Origin of the sequence: Sphingomonas oryzagri (assembly GCF_029906645.1) — a bacterium.
In the GTDB taxonomy this organism is placed as follows: domain Bacteria; phylum Pseudomonadota; class Alphaproteobacteria; order Sphingomonadales; family Sphingomonadaceae; genus Solisphingomonas; species Solisphingomonas oryzagri.
Genome location: NZ_JARYGZ010000001.1, coordinates 1,449,815 through 1,471,011, shown reverse-complemented (window position 1 = coordinate 1,471,011; position 21,197 = coordinate 1,449,815). Strand labels below are relative to the sequence as shown.

Sequence of the window (21,197 nt, the reverse complement as noted above, 5' to 3'; positions counted from 1 at the left end):
CTTCGGTTCGCGAGAGCCTTATCGGAAGGGCGTCGGCGGGGAACCGCCGGCGCCCTTTCCTTATTTCGGAATGTCCGCCTCCCAGCGATATCCATCCCCCGCCTTCACCACATAGCCCACCCCCGGATACGGGAAGTGCGGCGCGAAGATGCGCTGGTGGCTGGCGGCGAGCTTGGCGAGTTCCGCCTTGCGCTGGGCGCGTCCTTCGGCTTCGTCGGTATCATACTGGATCGGCCAATCCGGCTTTGCGAGCGAGATGATCGCACTGTGGGCGGTGTCGCCGATGTCGAGCAGCGCATCCTGGCCGGTGCCGATCAGATAGCCCGAATGACCCGGCGTGTGCCCCGGCAGCGGCACCGATCGGATGCCCGGCACCACCTCCGCGCCCGGCTCGAACGGCTGTACCTTGGGACGGATCGCCTCGACCGTTGCCTTATTGCCCTTGGCCTGCACGAACGCCCATTCGGAAGCCGACATGCGGATCGTGGCGTTGGGAAAGGCGAGACCGCCCTCCTTGGTCAGCAGCCCGCCGATATGGTCGCCATGGCTGTGGGTGATCAGGATGTCAGTGATCTTGGCGGGCGCGACCTTGGCTTCGGCCAGGCTGAGCGGCAGCACGCCGCCGACCTTCGGCCCCAGCCCGGTGTCGAGCAGCACGACGTGGCCCGGCAGGATGGCCAGCAGGGCATCGACGCTCAGCGGAATCTGATCGGTCGCCGCGCCATGTGCCTTGAGTACGGCCGCGACCTGATCGGTCGGCACGCCGACGCCGAACACGCTGCCGTCGTTGGGCACCACGTTGCTCATGTCGCGCAGCGCCACGAACTTGATCCTGCCGATCGAGAAGGGCGTTGCGGCTGGCGCCGCCGGGGCGGGCTTCGCACAGGTCGGCGCGGCGGCGAACAGGGCGAGAGCGAGCGCGGGGAGCAATCGATGGGCCATCGTCATCCTTTCCGTCCCCCCTTGTGCGAGCCTAGCCTACGGCGGACGTGAGGCAAGCGAGTGACGCATCTCCGCCGTCATTGCGAGCGTAGCGAAGCAATCCATATTCACGAACGCCGGACTGGATTGCTTCGCTATGCTCGCAATGACGATTCCGATTTTCGGGGAGTCGTTCTAGAGACGATGTATGCGTTCGCTCCTCCTCGCGGCTTTGCCGCTGCTCCTCGCCGCCGCTCCGGTTCCGCAACAGCCGCTCACCATCGACCGGATCTTCGCGAGTCCCTCGCTGTCCGGCCCGACGCCGCGCAAGCTGAAGCTCTCGCCGGACGGCAAGTGGGTGACCCTGCTCAAGCCCCGCGCCGACGATCGCGATCGTTACGATCTCTGGGCGGTCGATACGACCACGGCCAAGCAGACGATGCTGGTGGACAGCAAGAAGGTCGGCTCTGGCGCGGCGCTCAGCGAGGCAGAGAAGATGCGGCGCGAGCGCGCGCGTGTCGGTGGCACCGAGGGCATCGTCGAATATGACTGGGCGCCGGACGGCAAGGCCTTGCTCGTGCCGATCGACGGGGATCTCTATCTGGCGACGCTTGACGGCAAGGTGCGCAAGCTGACCAGCGGCGAGGCGGTGCTCGATCCGCATGTCTCGGAAGGTGGCCGTTACGTCAGCTTCGTGCGCGACCAGAATCTCGTCGCGCTCGATCTGGCGAGCGGCAAGGCGAACGCGCTGACCAAGGCTGGCGGCGGCACCGTTACCTGCGGCACCGCCGAGTTCGTCGCGCAGGAGGAGATGGATCGCACCGAAGGCGCGTGGTGGTCCCCGGACGATTCCCGTGTGGCGGTCGAATGTTACGACGAGGCGAAGGTGAAGGTCGTCACCCGCGCCGCGATCGGCGCGGACGGGACCAAGACCTTCGATCAGCGCTATCCGGCGGCCGGTACGCCCAATGTCACGGTTTCGCTGAGCATCGTCTCGCCGACGACAGGCAAGGCGGTGAAGGTCGATCTCGGCACCGATCCTGATATCTACATCGCCCGCGTCAATTGGGCACCGGACGGCCGCATCCTCTACGTCCAGCGCGAGACGCGCGACCAGAAGCGGCTCGATATGCTGGCGGTGGATCCCGTGACGGGTGCAGCGAGGGCGCTGTTCTCCGAGACATCGAAGACCTGGATCGACCTCACCGACGATTTCAAGCCGTTGAAGGACGGCAGCCTGATCTGGGGATCGGCGCGCAGCGGGTTCATGCATCTCTACCGCTTCGTTGACGGAAAATGGACGCAACTCACCCACGGCGACTGGTCGGTGGAGATGAACGGCCAGTCCGCCCATACCGGCCTGATCGCGGTGGACGAGGCGAACCATCGCCTGTTCTTCACCGCCAACAAGGACGACGTGCTGGAAAGCCAGCTCTACACGGTCGACTATCTCCATCCGGGCGAACCGCAGCGCGTAACCGAGCGCGGCTGGTGGAACGAGGCGGTGATGGACAAGGCAGCTACCCGCATGGTCGTCACGCGCTCGTCGCCGAGCCAGCCGCCGCAGGTCTATCTCGCCGATGCGACCGGCAAGCGGATCGCGTGGATCGAGGAGAACCGGCTCGACGCCAGCCATCCCTACGCGCCCTATCTCGCGGCGCATCGTCCGGTGACATACGGCACGATGAAGGCGGCGGACGGATCGACGCTCTACTACGAGATGATCACGCCCAAGCTGGAGGCGGGAAAGCGCTACCCGGTCTTCTTCGAGCATTACGGCGGCCCCGGATCGCAGCAGGTGAAGCGGGCGTGGATGGCACCGATGGCGCAATATTGGGTGTCGAAGGGCTGGATATACTTCCAGATCGACAATCGCGGATCGCCCAATCGCGGCACCGCCTTCCAGAACCAGATCTATCACGCGATGGGCAGCGTCGAGGTTGAGGATCAGGCGACCGCCGCGCGCTGGCTCCAGAGCCAGACGTTCGTCGATCCGAAGAAGATCGCCACCTACGGCTGGTCCTATGGCGGCTACATGACGCTCAAGATGCTGGAGAAGGGGCAGGGCCTCTACGCCGCCGGTATCTCGGGCGCGCCGGTGACCAAGTGGGAGTTGTACGACACCCACTATACCGAGCGCTATCTCGGTAACCCGCTGGCCGATCCCAAGGTTTACGCGACGTCGGACGCGATCGACGAGGCGCCGTCGATCAAGACGCCGATGCTGCTGATGCACGGACTGTCCGACGACAATGTCGTGTTCGAGAACAGCGCGGCGCTGATCAACCGGCTGCAGGAGACCGACACGCCGTTCGACATGATGCTTTATGTCGGCCAGACCCACCATATCGCGGGCGAAGGGCGGCAGGCGCACGTCCAGCACACGATCGAGCAGTTTCTGAAAGAGAAGGTGCTGGGGACGGCCAGCCGACCGATGCAGGAGGCGCGAGGTATACGAGCCAGGCCGTAAAGGCATCTCGCGATGGATGGCCGCTAGGGGAAGTATAGCCAAAAATCACATTGGCTATCGGCTGCATTGCGAAATAATGAACATTTTTTAATGTAGCTCCATAACTAGTTCTTTTTAGTTTGCATGGGTCGACATGGATCGCGCTTAAAGCTGTCCACAGATAACGCGGGCGAGGGCATATGGCGTATCTGGATGGCATCGACCCGCGGACCGGATTCATCCCTTTGACCGGATTCGAACATAAGGGGAAAGAACTGGCTGGTAGCTACACGTCCGCGAAGCCTTTTCCATCAATCGCGATCGATGATTTCTTGCCGGATGAATTGATAAATGGTCTTTTTGAGCGCTTTTGTGAGAAGCGCAAGTCGAGTGACCTGAATCACCATTATAATAGGTATCAGGAAAAACTTAAGGATAGCTATAATCCAGATACACTGGATGATTTTGCAAGGGCGATTTTTTATTCATTTAATTCCAGATCATTTGTAAAAATTTTTGAAAACATTACTGGATTGAAAGGATTGATCCCAGACCCATATTTTTTTGGTGCCGGGTTTCATGAAATGCACAACGGCGGATCCCTTGCGATCCACACCGATTTTAATCATCACAAAATACTCAATCTGGAGCGCCGTATCACAGTCTTGATCTATCTCAACAAGGACTGGAAGAGCGAATATGGCGGCCAGCTTGAACTGTGGGATGCTCAAATGACGCACGCGGTGCGTTCGTTTGAGCCATCATTCAACCGGTGCGTCATATTCACCACGTCAAACAACAGTCTGCACGGCAATCCAAATCCAATCAATCATCCTGATGGTTTATCAAGAAAATCGATAGCACTTTATTATTATACGTCGACATGGGATAAATCCAAAAGATCTCATACCACTCAATTCAAGGTCAGGCCCGGAAGTCGCGATAGAACTGATTGGTCAATAAAGAAGCAAGAATTGATTGAAGATTTATTTCCGCCAATTATTCTAAGAAAAGTTACAAAATTTAAACAACTTATCAGGAATACTCTTGGTTAGGGGTCGCAAGTGTCGGCGCTGTTTGGTTTGTATTCTCGTTGATGCGCGCCAAATCGATCCGTCCCTTTGCCGGGACAGAGGGGCACCGGGGCGTCGGTGTCACAGTACGATGTCGAACCAACCCACCCTTGCCGGTGCCCTCTGCCAGCCGCGCGGTCAGGCCCGCGCCCACGCGTCTCGGTCGATGACGCGCGTATAGAGGTGCCAGGTCGCATAGCCCAGCCACGGCAGCACCACGGCGAGACCGACGAAGGCCGGGATCGATCCCAGCACCAGCAGCACCGCCACCGTCAGGCCCCAGCGCGCGGCCATCATCGGGTTCGCGGCCATCGCGCGGAGCGAGGTGGAGATGGCCGTCCAGCTGTCGGTAGGCCGGTCGACCAGCATCGGCATCGCCACCCAGGTCAGCGCCAGCGTGACGATCGCGTAGGCGAGGCCGACCAGATTGCCGACGATCATCATCTGCCAGCCCTCCGCCGTGCCGAACAGGCGGGACAGGAAGGCGCCAACGCTCGGCGGGGGCACGTTGGTCATGAAGGCATCGTGGATCGCGCCCGCGACATAGACCCACGATCCGAACAGCGCGATCATGCCGATCGCGATGCCAAGCAGCGACCCGAACGAGGCGCTGCGCAGCGGATCGAAGAAGTGGCTCCAGCCGCTCTCCAGCCCCGCCTCGCGTCGCCGTGCCAGCTCGTAGAATCCCACCGCGACCAGCGGCCCCATCAGCGACAGCCCGGCAGCGAGCGGGAAGAAGAGGTGCAGCGGCAGCCCGTCGAGCGCGAGGAAGGCAGTGACCAGCCCAACCAGCGGATAGATCAGCGCCACGAACAGCAGGTCGCCGCGCATCGCCAGGAAATCGTCCCAGCCCATGCGCAGGGAAATGCGGAGGTCGGCAGGGCCTATCCGTCTGATCGGCACGGCTGCGGGCGGCGCGGACGAAGCGGGGGCGGATACGGCTACCATGGCGACACTCTCCTACGGTTCGATCATCATTCTCCATCGGTCGGGGACGGGGCATCGCCCGTCGGCGATCGGGTTGGGGCCAGTGGGGTTGAAGCCCAGCTTGGCCGCAACGATGTTTTACCATGGATGGCCGGGATGGACAAAATGCCATGCCGCGCTATGCCGCCCGCGCAATCCTGCGCAAGACGAAGGCATATTGGAGCAGTAAGATGGGTTACCGTGTCGTGGTGGCTGGTGCTACGGGCAATGTCGGGCGCGAGATGCTCGCCATTCTCGCCGAGCGCGAGTTCCCGATTGACGACATCGCGGTGCTCGCCTCGTCGCGCTCCACCGGGGATCAGGTCGAGTTCGGCGAGACGGGCCGGATGCTGACGATCAAAAACATCGAGCATTTCGATCCGACCGGATGGGACATCGCGCTGTTCGCGATCGGATCGGAGGCGACCAAGATCCACGCGCCGCGCTTCGCCGCCGCCGGCTGCACGGTGATCGACAATTCGTCGCTCTACCGCATGGACCCGGACGTGCCGCTGATCGTGCCCGAGGTGAATCCGGAGGCGATCGACGGATACACGCGTAAGAACATCATCGCTAACCCCAACTGCTCGACCGCGCAGATGGTGGTGGCGCTGAAGCCGATCCACGATGCGGCGAAGATTACCCGCGTGGTGGTCTCGACCTACCAGTCGGTCTCCGGCGCGGGCAAGGCGGGCATGGACGAGCTGTTTGAGCAGAGCCGCAATATCTTCGTCGGCGATGCGGCCGAGGCGAAGAAGTTCACCAAGCAGATCGCCTTCAACGTGATCCCGCACATCGACTCCTTCCTCGACGACGGCTTCACCAAGGAAGAGTGGAAGATGGTCGTCGAGACCAAGAAGATCCTCGATCCCAAGATCAAGGTGGTCGCGACCTGCGTGCGCGTGCCGGTGTTCGTCGGCCATTCGGAAGCGCTCACCATCGAGATGGAGAACGAGCTGTCCGCCGAGGACGCGCAGCGTATCCTGCGCGAAGCCCCCGGCGTGATGCTGATCGATAAGCGCGAGGATGGCGGCTACACGACGCCGGTCGAGTGCGTCGGCGACTTCGCCACCTTCGTCAGCCGCGTGCGTGAGGACCCGACCGTGGAGAACGGCCTCGTCCTGTGGTGCGTCAGCGACAACCTCCGCAAGGGCGCGGCGCTGAACGCGGTGCAGATCGCCGAGCTGCTCGGCCGCCGGCACCTGAAGAAGGCGGCCTGATCGATAATGGCATGACGGTCCGGCGTGGATGTGCCGGGCCGTCGTCCCATAAGGAGCGGGCTATGTCGATCAGCGGAGGATGCCGCTGCGGGGCGGTGCGTTACGAACTGGCGATCGAGGCGATCCCGCCCGCCTACGCCTGCCATTGCCTCCAGTGCCAGACGTGGAGCGGCAGCGCGTTCAGCGAGCAGTTGCTGCTGCGGGAGGATCAGGTGTCGGTGGTCGGGCCGGTGGTGCGCTACGATCTCACCACCGAGGACCGCACGTCGCAGCAGCGCATGTGCGGAACCTGCCATACCCGGCTCTACAACACGAACACGCGGCGGCCGGGGATCGCAGTGATCCGGGCGGGGACACTGGACGAGTCGCACCGGATCGAGGTCGCCGCGCATATCTGGGTGAAGCGAAAGCAGCCGTGGCTGGCGTTGCCAGAGGGCGCGCGGACCTGGCCGGAGGCCGCGCCGCTGGACGACCTGGCAGCGGCGCTCAGGCCGGCTTAGGCGGCGATGGCCAGTTCCTCGGCGGGCTGCGTCTCGCGATGGGTGGCGACGCCCTCGATCACCATCGCGGACGCCGGCTTCGCCTTCGGCTTGCGGATCAGCAGACGGCTGGCCAGCACGAGTACGCCCATCGCGGCATAGGCGATCAGCGTCCATTTGGCGTTGACGATGATCATCGCGGCGAGCGGGATGCGCAGGAAGATCGGGTTGAAACCGAAATCCTCGCCGATGGCATGGCAGATGCCCAGAAGGTTGTCCTTGGCGGGGGCGTCGGTCTGGGTCTGGTTGGCGGACATCGGTTCGGCTCCATGCTTCCGGCGGACTATCCCGCGATCGTGACAGCCGCTTTGCAGACGCCATGCCAAGTCGCGGAATCCCCCGGAATGCGGGCGATCGGATAGTGGTCGGCGGCTTTCCGATTGGTGAATATCGCCAAGGGCTGGCGCGATTGGCGAAATATCCCAACCGGCCTATCCTGCGCGCCGGAGGAGAGAACGGATGACCGGGATCATGACCGGCGGCTGCCAGTGCCGGCGCGTGCGCTACACGGTGCGGATCGCCGACGACGAGGCCTATCTGTGCCATTGCAATTATTGCCGGCGGGCGACGGGCGGCGTCTCGATCGCGTTCAAGAACGTGGCACAGGCGGATGTGGAATGGACCACCTCGCCACCGGATTATTACCAGTCCTCGCCGATCGCGAAGCGGCCCTTCTGCGCGACGTGCGGCACACCGCTCGGCTTCCAATTCCTCGACAGCCCGAATATGGACCTGACCGTCGGCTCGTTCGACGACCCAAGCCGTTTCCGCCCCACCTCCAACTTCTCGATCGAGACGGCGCTGGAGGCGTGGATGGACGTCACCCACCTGCCCGGAAAGCGGCTCGACGAGCACGCGCCGGCCGTCGATCGCTGGAAGAAGGCTCTTGGCAAGCTCCCCGACTGAACTGCCCGTCCACCGTTTCACGAGCTTCGACGGGGAAGAGATCGCGTATCGCGAACTGGGGCCGGAAAACGGCGGAGGACGGCCGCTCGTCCTGATCCACGGCTTCTTCTCGACCGCGATGGTCAACTGGGTGCGCTACGGCCATGCGGAGCGGATCGCGGCCGAAGGCTACCGCGTGATCATGCCGGATCTTCGCGGGCATGGCGACAGCACCAAGTCGCACGATGTCGCGGCCTATCCCAAGGATGCGCTGGCCGATGACTGTTTCGCACTGGTGGCGCATCTCGGCCTCACCGACTACGATCTCGCCGGCTATTCGCTGGGCGGGCGCACCACGATGCGGATGCTCGCGCGCGGCGCGAAACCCGGCAAGGCGATCTGCGCCGGCATGGGGCTGGAGGGCACGATCCATACCCAGGGGCGCGGCGGCCACTTCCGCAAGATCCTCACCAACCTCGGCACGTTCGAGCGCGGATCGCCCGAGTGGATGGCGGAAGCCTTCCTCAAGACGACAGGCGGAGACCCGGTGGCTCTGCTCCACATCCTCGAAACCTTCGTGGACACGCCGATCGAGACCATCCGGTCGATCGAAACGCCGGTGCTGGTGGTGTCCGGTCGCGACGATCACGATAACGGATCGTCCGAAGCATTGGCCGAGGCGCTGCCGCACGGCACCTATGCGGCGGTGCCGGGCAATCACATGAGCGCGGTGACCAACAGGGCGCTGGGTGAGGCGATGGCGCGCTTTCTAGCGCGCTGACCGCCCGATCGCGCAAAACCGCGCGGAAATTTAGCAAATCCTTCACAGGCATAGTCGGATAGCACCGGGGATGGAATCCGCGGTGATCGTCCTGTTTGGCCTTGTGGCAACGAGCCTGCTGCTCAGCATCGCGCTCGCTGTCGCGTGGCGCACGTTCGGCCGCGAGGCTCATGCCGCGCTCTGGTCGCTGGCCTACGGGCTTTCCGCCGCGAACTGGTCCGCCAACCTGCTGAAGGTGTGGCTGCTTCCTGCCGATTCCGGGCTGACGCTCATATCGGCGGTCTGCTCGATCGGCAGCTTCGCGCTGATCGCGCTGGGGTTCCGTCGCCGAGCCGGGCTGGCGCTGCGCTGGGATGCGATTCTGGCGGCGGCCGGCGTCACGATATTCTTCGTGGGCGCAGCGATCCTGCGATCGAGCGAGGCGGGTTTCACGCGCGCGCTGGTGGTGCTGTTCTGCGCCGCCATGCTGGTGATCTCGGCCCTGTCGCTGCGGGCCGGCGGGCGCAACGGACGGCTGGCGACCGGCGGTGCTGCGTTCTGGATGCTGACCCTGTTCGCCATCTACACCACCGCGCTGGGCGTACTGGCGTTCTGCACGCCGGCGGGGAGCGGTTATCCGACCGAAGATCCCGTCTTCCACCTCTACCGCCTGATGCTGCTGATGGGGGTGCCGACGGGCCTGTTCGGCGTCGGCCTGTTCGCGATGTTCCTGCTGGCCGCGGATCTGGCGGAGGGGATGCGGCGGCTGGCGGGCAGCGATCCATTGACCGGCATCCTCAACCGTCGCGGTTTCGAGCAGGCGGCGATACCGCTCATCGCGCAGGCCCAGCGCAAGGGACGGCCGCTGGCGGTGGTGATCGCCGACATCGATCGTTTCAAGGCGGTGAACGATCGTTTCGGCCACCACCTTGGCGACGTCGCGCTTCAGCGCTTTTCGGCCCATGTTTCGAGCGTGATCCGCGGGTGCGACCTGTTCGGCAGGCTGGGCGGCGAGGAATTCGTGCTGGTCCTGCCCGATACCGGCGATCGCGCCGCGTTCGACGCGATGGAGCGGGTTCGCGCAGGCTTCGCGGCGACGGTGCCGGAATTCGGCCCGGATTACCGGATCACCGCGAGTTTCGGCATCGCCGTGCTGGCCGGGCGCCATGATACGCTGGCCGATATGATGCAGCGCGCCGACACCGCGCTCTACCGCTCCAAGATGGAGGGGCGTGACCGGATCACGCTGGCACCGCCGCGCTTCCAGCCGTTCGAGGCCGGGCCTCAGGCCGAGTTCGATTATCGCGCGATGCCGCGCCGCGCGGCGCGCTGAGGCGGCCGGATCGCGCGACCCAGCCGGCCCGAGCGGTCAGAGCTGGCCGAGCAGGTAGTCGGCGGTCGAAACCTTGAATTCGCCCGGACCCTCGACATTGAGCTGCTTCACGATGCCGTCCTCGACGAGCATGGAGTAACGCTGCGAGCGCGTGCCCATGCCGAACTTGGAGCCGTCCATGGTAAGGCCCACCGCCTCGGCGAAGGCGCCGTTGCCGTCCGCCAGCATGGTAACGCCCTCGGCACCGGCATCCTTGCCCCACGCGCCCATCACGAACACGTCGTTGACCGAGGTGCAGGCGATCGCGTCGACACCCTTGGCCTTCAACTCGCCGGCCTTATCGATGAAGCCGGGCAGGTGCTTGGCGGAACAGGTCGGCGTGAAGGCGCCGGGCACCGCGAACAGCGCCACCGTCTTGCCGGCGAAGAAATCCTGGCCGACCGGCTCGGGGCCGTCTGCGGTCATCGTGGTGAAGGTGACGTCGGGAAGCGTGTCGCCGATCTGGATGGTCATGGCAGGCGTCCTTTCCTGGGCGTTGGTTTCGCGCCGGACTAGCCGAGCCGCGCCGCCGCGCCAAGGCCGGTCCGGCCTTTGCCCAAAATCCTCAGCCTTCGGCCAGTTCCTGCCGGCGACGCCAGGCGAGCAGCGGACGGGCCAGAGGGGGCAGGGCCGTGAACAGCGGCATCATCATCCGCCAGCGGGGGGATCGCCGCTCGGCATGTGATTGGCGAAGCATCGCGAGCCCATCGCGGATCTGCCCGGCGATCACCATGTCCTCGCCCTCCACCCAGCCTGCCTCCTCACGCATCGTGTGTGCCATCGCCGCCGCGCTGTCCGCCTCGGGCCGCCCGTCCAGTCGCGTGGCGGCCTTTTCGTAGACCGAGGCGGCGGCGAGCCGCAGCTTCAGGGTCGCGGCGGAGAGCGATCCGGGGCGACGACGATAGAGAACCAGCGGTTCGGGCACGTGCGCGATCGGCCAGCCCTTCTCGGCGATGCGAATCCAGAGGTCGAGATCCTCGGCCGCCGGCAATTCCTCGTCGAAGCTGCCGATCGCGTCCAGCACCTCGCGACGCATGATCGAGGCGATGAAGACGTTAGCCTTCCGCGTGATTACGGCATCAAGCGTGTAGGCGCCACCCTGCGGCAGATAGTCCGAGAAACGACGACCGGCGCGCCGCGTGTCGCCGGTGAAGATCGCATCGCATGTCACCAGCCCGAGTGCGGGATCGGCGGAGATCGCCGCCACCATCTTTTCCAGATAGCCCGGCATATGGAGGTCGTCCCCGTCGAGCAGGGCGATCAGCGGCGCGCGTGCCGCCGCGATGGCGTGGTTGCGCGCCCAGGGCAGGCCGCCGTGCGGGATGGCGACGAAGCGTATGCGCGGATCGGCCTCGACGAGCGGCGCGATCACGGAGGCGATCGCCGGATCGCCGTCATCGACGACGATCGCTTCCCAGTCGGCAAAGGCCTGGCCCTGCAGCGACGCCAGTGTCTCGCCGACGAGATGCGCCACACCCCAGGCCGGGACGATCACGGAAACGGCGGGGGGCGGGTTCATGCGCGGCGATCATAGCACGCCCAATCGCTACCACCGCGTGAACAAATGTCGCGTTCCGGCGGAATTCTGCCGGAAAGTGGACCGGCGGGGTGCATCCCGCTACAGCGGAATCATGGAAAGCCCCCGCTTCCTCACCGGCCAGTTGCTGCTCGCCATGCCCGGCATGACCGATCCGCGCTTCGAGCGAGCGGTGATCGCGATGTGCAACCATGACGAGCAGGGCGCGCTCGGCATCGGCATCGGCCATCATGTCGCGGGGATCACGCTGCATGGATTGATGGAGCAGCTGGATATCGATCCGGGCGTGGCGCCCGACGCGCCGCTCTTCATGGGCGGGCCGGTCGAGCCCAATCGCGGCTTCGTCGTCCACTCGGACGATTGGGCGGGCGAGGGCAGCATCGACGTCGCCGGCCTGTGGCGCCTCACCTCCACGCTCGATGTGCTGCGCGCGATCGGCGAGGGGCGGGGGCCGCGCAAATGGCTCGCCGCGCTGGGCTATGCCGGCTGGGGCGCGGGCCAGCTCGACGACGAGATGCTGGCCAACGGCTGGTTCGGCGTGCCCGGCACCGACACCCTGCTGTTCGAGCGCGAGGTCGGCCATCGCTGGACCGCCGCTTTCGCGTCGGGAGGCATCGATGTGCGCCTGCTCTCCTCCAGCAGCGGCCATGCGTGACGGTTCCGCGACACATATAAAGACATCTTTATATTTGCATTAGGCCGTCGCCGGGGTTAGGTGGCGAACCATCGCCGGCCGCATGTCGCTGGGCCGGCCCCAGATATTGGGAGCATTTTCCGTGGCCACCGCCTCCGTCCTGCCCGCGAACGACTACGTCATCCGCGACATCAATCTCGCCGCCTTCGGCCGCAAGGAGATCGAGATCGCCGAGACCGAGATGCCCGGCCTGATGGCGCTGCGCGAGGAATATGGCGCGTCGCAGCCGCTCAAGGGCGCGAAGATCACCGGATCGCTGCACATGACGATCCAGACCGCCGTGCTGATCGAGACGCTGGCCGCGCTCGGCGCCGAGCTGCGCTGGGCGACCTGCAACATCTACTCCACCCAGGATCACGCCGCCGCCGCCATCGCGGCCTCGGGCATTCCGGTCTTCGCCGTAAAGGGCGAGACGCTGGAGGAATATTGGGACTACGTCACCCGCATCTTCGACTGGGGCCAGGACGAGACCTGCAACATGATCCTCGACGATGGCGGCGACGCCACGATGTTCGCGCTGTGGGGCGCGCGCGTCGAGGCTGGAGAGGCGCTGTTCACGCCGGGCAACGAGGAAGAGGAGATCTTCGTCGCGACGCTGAAGCGCTTCCTTGCCGAGCGTCCGGGCTACCTCACCCGGACGGTCGCCGCTATCAAGGGCGTGTCGGAGGAGACCACCACCGGTGTCCACCGCCTCTACGAGCTCGCCAAGCAGGGCAAGCTGCCCTTCCCGGCGATCAACGTGAACGACAGCGTCACCAAGTCCAAGTTCGACAACCTCTACGGTTGCAAGGAATCGCTGGTCGACGCGATCCGCCGCGCCACCGACGTGATGCTCGCCGGCAAGGTCGCCTGCGTCGCGGGCTTCGGCGATGTGGGCAAGGGCTCGGCCGCGTCGCTGCGCAACGGCGGCGCCCGCGTGCTGGTCACCGAGATCGATCCGATCTGCGCGCTGCAGGCGGCGATGGAGGGCTATGAGGTCGTGACGATGGAGGACGCGGCCAGCCGCGCCGACATCTTCGTGACCGCGACGGGCAACGAGGACATCATCACCGTCGATCACATGCGCGCGATGAAGAACATGGCGATCGTGTGCAACATCGGCCATTTCGACAGCGAGATCCAGATTTCGGGCCTCAGCAACATGAAGTGGACCGAGATCAAGCCGCAGGTCGACGAGGTCGAGTTCCCGGACGGCAAGAAGATCATCATGCTCGCCAAGGGGCGCCTGGTGAACCTTGGCTGTGCGACCGGCCACCCGAGCTTCGTGATGTCGTCCAGCTTCACCAACCAGACGCTGGCGCAGATCGAGCTGTTCACCGGCGCCAACAAGTATGAGAACAAGGTCTACGTCCTGCCGAAGCATCTCGACGAGAAGGTGGCCTTCCTCCACCTCGAGAAGCTGGGCGTGAAGCTGTCCAAGCTGAGCGAGAAGCAGGCGAAGTATATCGGCGTGACGACCGAGGGGCCGTTCAAGCCGGATCACTATCGCTACTGATCCCACTGCCATCGGTGCATTCGAAGGGGGCGGAGCCGCAAGGTTCCGCCCTTTTTCTGTGGCCTCAATGCGGGGCGGCTTTCGATGGGGCAGCAAAAGAAAAGCCCGGCAGGCTCGCACCTGCCGGGCTTCGCTGAGCTGGATGTCGTCGTGTCTTAGAACTTAAAGCCGACGCTCATCTTGAAGTAGCGGCCCATCAGCGCGTCATAATAGCGCGTCTGCGAAACCGCATAGGGGAACGGCACGTGCTTGTTGAGTACGTTGTTGACAACCAGCCGGATGTTGTAATTCTTTCCGAGATCGTAGCCGACCGACGTGTTGAACATGAAATACTGGCCAACCTTCGGATACTGATAGGTCGTCTGCGGCAGATTCACTGTCAGCTTGGTCGGACCATAATACATGGTCTGCCACATGAAATTGAAGCCGCCGTTATTGTAGTTCAGGTTGGCAGTGAAGTTGTCGGACGGCTCCTGCGTGGTGCCGACCGAGTATTCCTTATCGCCCTCGCCGACCTTGGTGTAATGCGAGAACGTGTGGAGGTAGTTCACCGACAGGCCCAGCGCGCCGGCATTTTCCGGCAGGCCCAGAGCGCTCAGCCTGAACGTATATTCCAGTTCGGCCTGCAGCGCGCGGAAATGCTCGATGCCGATATTGTAGTTGCCCTCCGCGAACGATGTCACCTGATGATCAGCATCGCGCGTGAAGGTGCTGCAGAACGGATTGCTGGGATAATCGACCGCGTCATAGCAGGCGTTCATCAGGTCGGTCAGGCCGAGCGAGGTGATCTCGTTCTTGATGTCGATCGAGACATAGTCGCCCGACAGGCGGAAGCCCGGCAGGAAGGTCGGCTGCAGCACGGCGCCGGCCGTCCAGCTATCCGCCGTTTCGTTCTTGAGGTTCTGGTTTCCGCCGAACGTGCCCTGTGCGGTGTAATCCGCGACGTTCGAGGTAAACGGCTGGGTGATGCCGGCGGCCGCGCAATTCTGCGCACGGCGGGTCGGATTGGGGCCGCCGTCGATGAAGCGCGAGTCGCAGGGATCATCGCCGGTATCGAACACGGATCCGGTGGGGGCGAATAGCTCGGTGATCGCCGGGGCGCGGAACGAGCGGGTGTAGTTGCCGCGGATCGTGATGTCCTTGACCGGCGAATAGGTGCCGCCGCCCGTATAGGTCCAGAAACCGCCGGTCATGCTGTTGTGCACGTAACGGGCCGAGCCGTTGATATCGAGGCTGTGGACCAGCGGCACGTTCATGGTCGGCGAGACGACCGGAATGTCGAGTTCGCCGAAGCCTTCGTCGGTATGGTAGGCGCCGCCGACCGGATCGATCGGGATCGAGTTGCCATACTGGGTCCGCGTGCCGTCGCCGTTATCCTCGCCATAATAGAACGCGCCCGGATCGAACGAGGTCGATTCCCGGCGATGTTCGTAGCCCAGCGAGAACTTCACGTCGCCGGCCGGCAGCGTGATGATCGAGCCGTTGATGTCGGCGACGATATCGAGCTGCGAGTTCTTCTGCGTGGTCTTGGTCAGCGCCGTGATATAGTCGATCGCCGCCTGGCTGGCCTGGCCGACGCCGAACACGTCGAGCGGGGCGCAGGTTTCGCTGATCGTGGCGATATTGGCGTTGGTGTAGCCGGGGCGGCAGACGATGTTGCCATCGGCATCCGTCACGGCGTCAAGCGCGTTGTAGAAGTTCTGGTTGACGACCTGCCGATCGCGGGTGTGCGATACGGTGCGGCCGTAAACGGCGTTCACTTCCCAGTTGAACTGGTGCGTGCCCACCGAGAAGTCACCGTTCAGCGTACCGACGACGCGATAGAGATCGGTGCTGGTCTTGAACGCGCCAGTCGCGAGATCGGTGTTGGCGCGGGCGAGATAGAAGGTGCTCGGGTCGAGACCATTTTCCGTCAGGCTGGCCTTGAGCGCGGCCTGGTCGGCCGCGGACAGGAAGGGGTTGTCCGTGCTCATGATCAGGTCGCCGTTGACGTCACCCGCATCGGCGAAGAGAGCGGTGTTGTAGAACGGCTGGTCGCGCAGATTGTGCGCGCTGCTGTGACCGTACCAGCCTTCGCCCGAAAAGTGGAAGTGATCGGAGAAGTCGTAGCGGGCGAGCAACGTCGCCTGGATGCGCTGGCTCTGCGCCAGGAAATTGGCGTAGTCGTCGATCGCGAAGCCGTCGCCGCCGGCGCCGTAGAGGGCGCTGCCCGTCGCCTGGCCGGTGTTGAACACCGCGAGATGGCCGCTCTTGTCGAAATAGAGGGGCTGGCCGGCGGCGTTGGTGAAGCTCGCGTATGCCTGTCCATACAGCGTGGGGTAGCTGTCCACCAGCAGCGGAATGCCGGTATTGGTGAACTCGTTATAGTGCAGGCCGCCCTGATAGAGCTGGTAGGTGTAGTCGGAGCCGGGCAGTGCCGTGCCGAAGAACGGGCCGTTGCCGCCCAGAGTATAGCGATCGGAGCTGGGGATGCCCTTCTGCTTGTCGTAGTTCACGCTCAGCGTGATGTTGCCGCGGCCTTCGGAGAAGTTCTGACCGGCAAGGGCCGAGACGTTGTAATCGGCGCCGTCGCCATGCTGCGAGATGCCTGTCTGGGCGTTGATCTCGAAGCCCTGATAATCCTTCTTCAGGATGGTGTTGACGGTGCCTGCGATCGCGTCCGAACCATAGATCGGCGCGCCGCCGACCGACACCACCTCGACCCGATCGACAAGCGCGGTCGGGATCGCCGAGAAATCGACTGGATCGCCGGAGATCGGCGAGAAGATGGAGGAGCTGGCCGACGTTACGAAACGGTGCCCGTTGACGAGGCTCAGCGTGCGCTGTGAACCCAGGTTGTAGAGGTTCACATAGGTCTGGCCGGCGCTGAACGAACCCTGGCCGCCGATCGGGCTGTTGCCCGGAACGCCGAACGAGGGCAGCTCCTGCAGCGCGTTGCCGAGGTTGGTATAACCCCGCTTGCTGATCTCGTCGGTACCCAGCACGGCGGTGGGCTGCGAGGTGACCGCCTTGCGGACGATGCGCGAGCCGGTGACGACGATCTCGTTGCTCAGCGCGCTGTCCTGGCTCTCGGCGGCACTTGGCGCCTTGGGATCCTGTTGCGTCTGGGCGGCGGCGCCATCGGCCTGGGCGTTGGCGGTGGATGCTGCGGCGAGAAGGGCGACGGACGCTCCCGCCAGCAGGGCGGAGCGAACGAGCCGCAAGGATGAATCGGAAAGGGCGGCGCTGCCGCCGCTGAAGTGAGTGCGCATACTGGACCCCTGTTTCGCATCCGACTTCGGATTGCCGCACTACAGCAACGTATTGATACGCAATGGTCAACCTTCTGCCACAATCGGACAAAGATTCGAGGACCCGGTGTTATAAAAGAGCAACAGTTTGTGCGATGTGTCCGCGTGGCGGTTTGTTGCAAGGCGCTTCCATCTGGTCCGAGCAGCCTCTAAGCGAAGCGCTGTGAGAATGGAGCGGGGATTCCTTTCGGGGCGGGGCAGATGATCACCCTCGATCCCCTGCACGCGACGCTGGCCGGGCTGATCCTCGCCATCTGGCTGGCGGCGGCCGTCGTCGCCGTGACGCTCGGCTGGCGGCGGCACAACGCCGCCAAGGCCGGCATCGCCGAACTGGGCCGGTTGCGCCAGATGCTGGCCGGCGCGCCCGCGCTGCCGATCCTCGTATCCTCCGACGGGCGCCTGCGCGCGCACGAGCGCGTGGCGGACTGGTTGGGGCTGGATCGGGTGCCCCGCACGCTCGCCGACATCGCGCCCCGGCTGGAACCGGCCGATGCCGAGGCTCTGGCGCATGACGTACTCGCCGTGCAGCGCGGCGGTGCCGACTTTGCGCGGGCGCTCCGCCCGATCGATGCGCAGCGCGTGCTGATGGTGCGCGGCCGGCCCGCAGCCGCCGCGCTGGGTGAGGGCGCGGCGCTGCTCTGGCTGTTCGACGCCACCGAAAGCGAGGAGGAGATCGGCCGGCTGGAGACCGAGCGCGATCGCCTTGCCGATGCGATCGATGCGCTCGCCGGGCTGATCGAGGCGGCGCCGATCCCGATGTGGCATCGCAGCCCCGATCTGCGCCTCAGCCTGGTCAATTCCGCCTACACCCGCGCCGTCGATGGCGACAGCGCGCACGACGTGATCGAGCGCGGTCTGGAACTGATCGAGGGCCAGGGGCCGGGCAGCCCGATCGCCACGGCTGCCGCCGCGCGCGACGAAGGCGAGATGTCGGTGCGCACCGTGCCCGCCACCATCGGCGGCGAGCGGCGCACGCTGCGCGTGGTCGACGTGCCGCTCGGCGCGACCGGCATCGCGGGCTATGCGATCGACATCGAGGAGATCGAGCAGGCGCGGCAGGATCTCGTCCGCTTCGCCGACGCCCAGCGCGACATGCTGGACCGGCTTTCGGCGGGCGTCGCGCAGTTCGATGCCAGCCGCCACCTGACCTTTTCCAACGCCGCCTTCCAGCGCCTGTTCGCGATGCTGCCCGAATGGATCGCCGACCGGCCGGAATTCGATCGCGTGCTGGAACGGATGCGTGAGGCGGATCGCCTGCCTGAAAGCCGCGACTTCCCCGGATGGAAGGCAGAGCGGCGGCGCTGGTTCCTGCAGGAAGAGGCGCAGGAGGAGGCGTGGCAGCTCCCATCCGGCACGCACCTGCGCGTCGTCGCCCAGCCATTGCCCGACGGCGGCATCCTGATGATCTTCGAGGACCGCACCGAGCAGGTGCGGTTGCGCTCGGAGGCCGACACGCTGCTGCGCGTGCGCACCGCGACGTTCAATAATATGAACGAGGCGGTCGGCGTATTCGCGGCGGACGGTCGCCTCCATCTCTGGAACAACCGCTTCTCCGACGTGTGGGAGCTGAGCGAGGAGGAACTGGCGCGTCACCCACGGGTCGATGCGCTGGTCTCGATGGTCGCCACGCGCCTCGCCAATCCGGCGCGTGCGGGGCTGATCCGCGAACTGGTGCGCCTCGCCACTACCGAGCGCCAGCGGCGCGCGGGTCGCATCGCCTTCGCGGACGGTCGCCATTTCCAGTTCGCCGCCGTGCCGTTGCCGGATGGAAACGCGCTGTTCACCCTGCTCGATGTCACCGACAGCCGACGGGCTGAGCAGGCGCTGCGCGATCGCGCCGCCGCGCTGGAGGAGGGCGATCGGGTGAAGTCTGCCTTCATGGCGACGATGAGCTACGAATTGCGCACCCCGCTCACTTCGATCGGCGGCTTTGCGGAGATGCTGCAGGCGGGCTTCGCCGGGCCGCTGACCGAGCGGGGCGACGAATATGTCCGCTCGATCCTCACCGCCTCGGCGCGGCTCGGCCAGCTGATCGACGAGGTGCTCGATCTCACCCGGAGCGCGGCGGGCAACCTTGATCTCGAACATGTGCCGATCGAGCTGGAAACGCTCTGCAAGGGCGTCGCGGGCGATCTCGCCGCGCAGGGGCGTGAGCGCAAGCTGGAGATGATCGTCGCGATCGAACCGTCCGCCGGCGTGGTGACCGGCGATGTGCGCCGCCTGCGCCAGGCGATCGAGAATGTGCTGCGCAACGCAGTGGACTATACGCCGGAGGGGGGCCGCATCTTCTTCCACGCCTCGGGCGACGTCGAACAGGCGACCGTCGTGGTGTCGGACAATGGCAACGGCATCCCGCAGGAAGAGCGCGACAAGCTGTTCGATCCGTTTCACCGGGCTGGCGGCGAACGGCGCGAAGGCTCGATCGGCCTCGGCCTGCCGCTCGCCCGCCATTATGTCGAGGCGCATGGCGGTGAGGTCGCGCTCGATTCCGAACTGGGGCAAGGTACGACCATCTCGATCCGCCTGCCGAGGATCAAGGCGTGATCCATCTCGCCGATGCGGCCGCCACCGAAGCTCTGGGTCGTAAGCTCGGGAGGCTTCTGACGGCGGGTGACGTCGTGGCACTCTACGGCGATCTCGGTGCCGGCAAGACAAGCCTCGCACGCGGCGCGCTCGCGGCGTTGGGTCTGGCGGAAGAGGCGCCGAGTCCGACCTTCGCGATCGTCCAGCCCTACGCGCCGCCCGAAGTCTCGCTGCCGGTCGCGCATGTCGATCTCTATCGCATCGATGATCCCGACGACGCGGAGGAATTGGGCCTGGACGAGATGCTGGAGGACGGTGCCCTGCTGATCGAATGGCCCGAGCGGCTGGGCGCCGCTTTGTGGCCCCACGCGCTCCGCCTGACGCTGGAGCCGGACCCGGCGGGCGGCCGGCGCTTGACTTGGGTGGCGCCGGCGGCATGGGAAGCGCGATGGCCGCCCCGATGATTCCGCCCGCCCACGCCCCCGCCTTCCTCGCCGCGAACGGGTGGGGCGGAGCGGAGATCCTGCCGCTGGCCGGCGACGCCTCCTTCCGCCGCTATTTCCGCGTCGTCGATGGCGATCGGCAGGCGGTGCTGATGGACGCGCCGCCCGAACATGAGGATGTCGGTCCCTTCCTCGCCATCGCCGAACATCTGGATACGCTGGGCTTCTCGGCGCCGCAGAGCCATGCCGTCGATCGCGCCGGCGGCCTGCTGCTGCTGGAGGATTTCGGCGATCGGCTGGTCGGGCCGCTCCTGCGTGCCGGGTCGGAAGACGAGACGCCGATCTACCGAGATGCGATCACGCTGCTGGCGCAGCTTGTCGGACGGCCGCTCCCCAAGGGCCTGCCGCCCTACGACATGGCGGTGCTGACCCGCGAGATCGGGCTGTTCCCCGAATGGTATGCGCCCGCCGTCGATCTCGACATCGATCAGGAAGGCTGGGCGAAGGCCTGGGGCGAGGTGTTGCCCCGCGTCGCCGCGCCCGATCCCGCCGTACTGGTGCTGCGCGACTATCATGTCGACAACATCATCCTGCTCGATCGCGAAGGCCTGAAGCGGCTCGGCCTGCTCGATTTTCAGGACGCGCTGGCGGGGCACCCGGCCTACGATCTCGTCTCGCTTCTGCAGGATGCGCGGCGCGACGTGCCGGAAGCGCTGGAGGCGGAGATGCTGCAGGCCTACGCAGCCGAAGCGGGCATCGCCGACATGGACGCCTTCCGCGCCGATTACGAGATCCTCGGCGCACAGCGGAACACGAAGATCCTGGGCATCTTCACCCGGCTGTGGAAGCGCGACGGCAAGCGCAATTATCTGCCTTTCCAGCCGCGCGTCTGGCGCTATCTGGAGCGCAATCTGCGTCACCCCGCGCTGGCGCCGGTGGCCGAATGGTTCCAAGCCAACGTGCCCGTCGATCGTCGCGCGGCGCACTGGACGGAGATGAGCGCGTGAGCAAGTTCGCCAAGCCCCTCGCG

At 65.0% G+C, this 21,197-nt stretch carries 18 protein-coding genes; 12 read left to right on the top strand and 6 right to left on the bottom strand.

The window, feature by feature from the left end; translation table 11 throughout:
- Nucleotides 1–60 precede the first annotated feature (60 nt).
- Nucleotides 61–942, bottom strand: a complete 882-nt coding sequence (locus QGN17_RS07065; RefSeq protein WP_281043788.1) for an MBL fold metallo-hydrolase — start codon at nucleotides 940–942, stop codon at nucleotides 61–63.
- A gap of 187 nt (nucleotides 943–1,129) precedes the next feature.
- Between QGN17_RS07065 and QGN17_RS07060 the strand changes: the two genes are divergently transcribed.
- Both QGN17_RS07060 and QGN17_RS07055 read left to right on the top strand, forming a co-directional pair.
- Nucleotides 1,130–3,391, top strand: a complete 2,262-nt coding sequence (locus QGN17_RS07060; RefSeq protein ID WP_281043787.1) for a S9 family peptidase — start codon at nucleotides 1,130–1,132, stop codon at nucleotides 3,389–3,391.
- Nucleotides 3,392–3,570: 179 nt separating this feature from the next.
- On the top strand, nucleotides 3,571–4,425 hold the full coding sequence (locus QGN17_RS07055) for a 2OG-Fe(II) oxygenase (protein ID WP_281043786.1): 855 nt from the start codon (nucleotides 3,571–3,573) through the stop codon (nucleotides 4,423–4,425).
- Between the two features lie 156 nt (nucleotides 4,426–4,581).
- Here QGN17_RS07055 and QGN17_RS07050 read toward each other — a convergent pair whose 3' ends face one another.
- A complete protein-coding gene (locus QGN17_RS07050) occupies nucleotides 4,582–5,391 on the bottom strand; it encodes a DUF2189 domain-containing protein (RefSeq protein WP_281043785.1) in 810 nt (269 codons plus the stop codon).
- A gap of 209 nt (nucleotides 5,392–5,600) precedes the next feature.
- Between QGN17_RS07050 and QGN17_RS07045 the strand changes: the two genes are divergently transcribed.
- The gene (locus QGN17_RS07045; protein ID WP_281043784.1) at nucleotides 5,601–6,629 is read left to right on the top strand and encodes an aspartate-semialdehyde dehydrogenase; all 1,029 of its coding nucleotides are present in this window, start codon (nucleotides 5,601–5,603) and stop codon (nucleotides 6,627–6,629) included.
- 62 nt (nucleotides 6,630–6,691) lie between these two features.
- Entirely contained in the window at nucleotides 6,692–7,129 is a 438-nt protein-coding gene (locus QGN17_RS07040; RefSeq protein WP_281043783.1) for a GFA family protein, read from the top strand.
- Here QGN17_RS07040 and QGN17_RS07035 read toward each other — a convergent pair.
- Entirely contained in the window at nucleotides 7,126–7,425 is a 300-nt protein-coding gene (locus tag QGN17_RS07035; protein WP_281043782.1) for a PspC domain-containing protein, read from the bottom strand. The genes QGN17_RS07040 and QGN17_RS07035 overlap by 4 nt on opposite strands.
- A gap of 202 nt (nucleotides 7,426–7,627) precedes the next feature.
- Here QGN17_RS07035 and QGN17_RS07030 point away from each other — a divergent pair, with 202 nt between their 5' ends.
- From QGN17_RS07030 to QGN17_RS07020, 3 genes are all read left to right on the top strand, one after another.
- Complete coding sequence (locus tag QGN17_RS07030) at nucleotides 7,628–8,074, top strand: GFA family protein (protein ID WP_281043781.1); 447 nt, start codon at nucleotides 7,628–7,630, stop codon at nucleotides 8,072–8,074.
- On the top strand, nucleotides 8,055–8,834 hold the full coding sequence (locus tag QGN17_RS07025; protein ID WP_281043780.1) for an alpha/beta fold hydrolase: 780 nt from the start codon (nucleotides 8,055–8,057) through the stop codon (nucleotides 8,832–8,834). Before QGN17_RS07030 ends, QGN17_RS07025 begins: the two co-directional genes overlap by 20 nt.
- Nucleotides 8,835–8,904: 70 nt before the next feature.
- Complete coding sequence (locus QGN17_RS07020) at nucleotides 8,905–10,146, top strand: GGDEF domain-containing protein (protein WP_281043779.1); 1,242 nt, start codon at nucleotides 8,905–8,907, stop codon at nucleotides 10,144–10,146.
- A 36-nt stretch (nucleotides 10,147–10,182) separates the two neighbouring features.
- On the opposite strand, the gene QGN17_RS07015 is transcribed toward QGN17_RS07020, so the two are convergent.
- Complete coding sequence (locus tag QGN17_RS07015) at nucleotides 10,183–10,659, bottom strand: peroxiredoxin (RefSeq protein ID WP_281043778.1); 477 nt, start codon at nucleotides 10,657–10,659, stop codon at nucleotides 10,183–10,185.
- A gap of 91 nt (nucleotides 10,660–10,750) precedes the next feature.
- A complete protein-coding gene (locus QGN17_RS07010) occupies nucleotides 10,751–11,704 on the bottom strand; it encodes a glycosyltransferase family 2 protein (protein WP_281043777.1) in 954 nt (317 codons plus the stop codon).
- A 112-nt stretch (nucleotides 11,705–11,816) separates the two neighbouring features.
- On the opposite strand from QGN17_RS07010, the gene QGN17_RS07005 reads away from it, so the two are divergent.
- Together QGN17_RS07005 and ahcY are read left to right on the top strand one after the other, a co-directional pair.
- A complete protein-coding gene (locus QGN17_RS07005) occupies nucleotides 11,817–12,377 on the top strand; it encodes a YqgE/AlgH family protein (protein WP_281043776.1) in 561 nt (186 codons plus the stop codon).
- A gap of 121 nt (nucleotides 12,378–12,498) precedes the next feature.
- Nucleotides 12,499–13,911 carry an adenosylhomocysteinase gene (gene ahcY, locus QGN17_RS07000; protein ID WP_281043775.1) on the top strand — a complete coding sequence of 471 codons (1,413 nt, stop codon included), beginning with the start codon at nucleotides 12,499–12,501 and terminating at the stop codon, nucleotides 13,909–13,911.
- A 155-nt stretch (nucleotides 13,912–14,066) separates the two neighbouring features.
- Here ahcY and QGN17_RS06995 read toward each other — a convergent pair whose 3' ends face one another.
- Nucleotides 14,067–17,114 carry a TonB-dependent receptor domain-containing protein gene (locus QGN17_RS06995; protein ID WP_281043774.1) on the bottom strand — a complete coding sequence of 1,016 codons (3,048 nt, stop codon included), beginning with the start codon at nucleotides 17,112–17,114 and terminating at the stop codon, nucleotides 14,067–14,069.
- A gap of 288 nt (nucleotides 17,115–17,402) precedes the next feature.
- On the opposite strand from QGN17_RS06995, the gene QGN17_RS06990 reads away from it, so the two are divergent.
- From QGN17_RS06990 to QGN17_RS06980, 3 genes are read left to right on the top strand one after another with little or no spacing between them, the layout of a single operon-like run.
- Nucleotides 17,403–19,745, top strand: coding sequence for a sensor histidine kinase (locus tag QGN17_RS06990; protein ID WP_281043773.1), 2,343 nt, complete (start codon nucleotides 17,403–17,405; stop codon nucleotides 19,743–19,745).
- Nucleotides 19,745–20,188 carry a tRNA (adenosine(37)-N6)-threonylcarbamoyltransferase complex ATPase subunit type 1 TsaE gene (tsaE, locus tag QGN17_RS06985; protein ID WP_281045166.1) on the top strand — a complete coding sequence of 148 codons (444 nt, stop codon included), beginning with the start codon at nucleotides 19,745–19,747 and terminating at the stop codon, nucleotides 20,186–20,188. The genes QGN17_RS06990 and tsaE overlap by 1 nt, the downstream gene beginning before the upstream one ends.
- Complete coding sequence (locus tag QGN17_RS06980) at nucleotides 20,185–21,174, top strand: aminoglycoside phosphotransferase family protein (RefSeq protein WP_281045164.1); 990 nt, start codon at nucleotides 20,185–20,187, stop codon at nucleotides 21,172–21,174. The genes tsaE and QGN17_RS06980 overlap by 4 nt, the downstream gene beginning before the upstream one ends.
- Nucleotides 21,175–21,197: the final 23 nt, after the last annotated feature.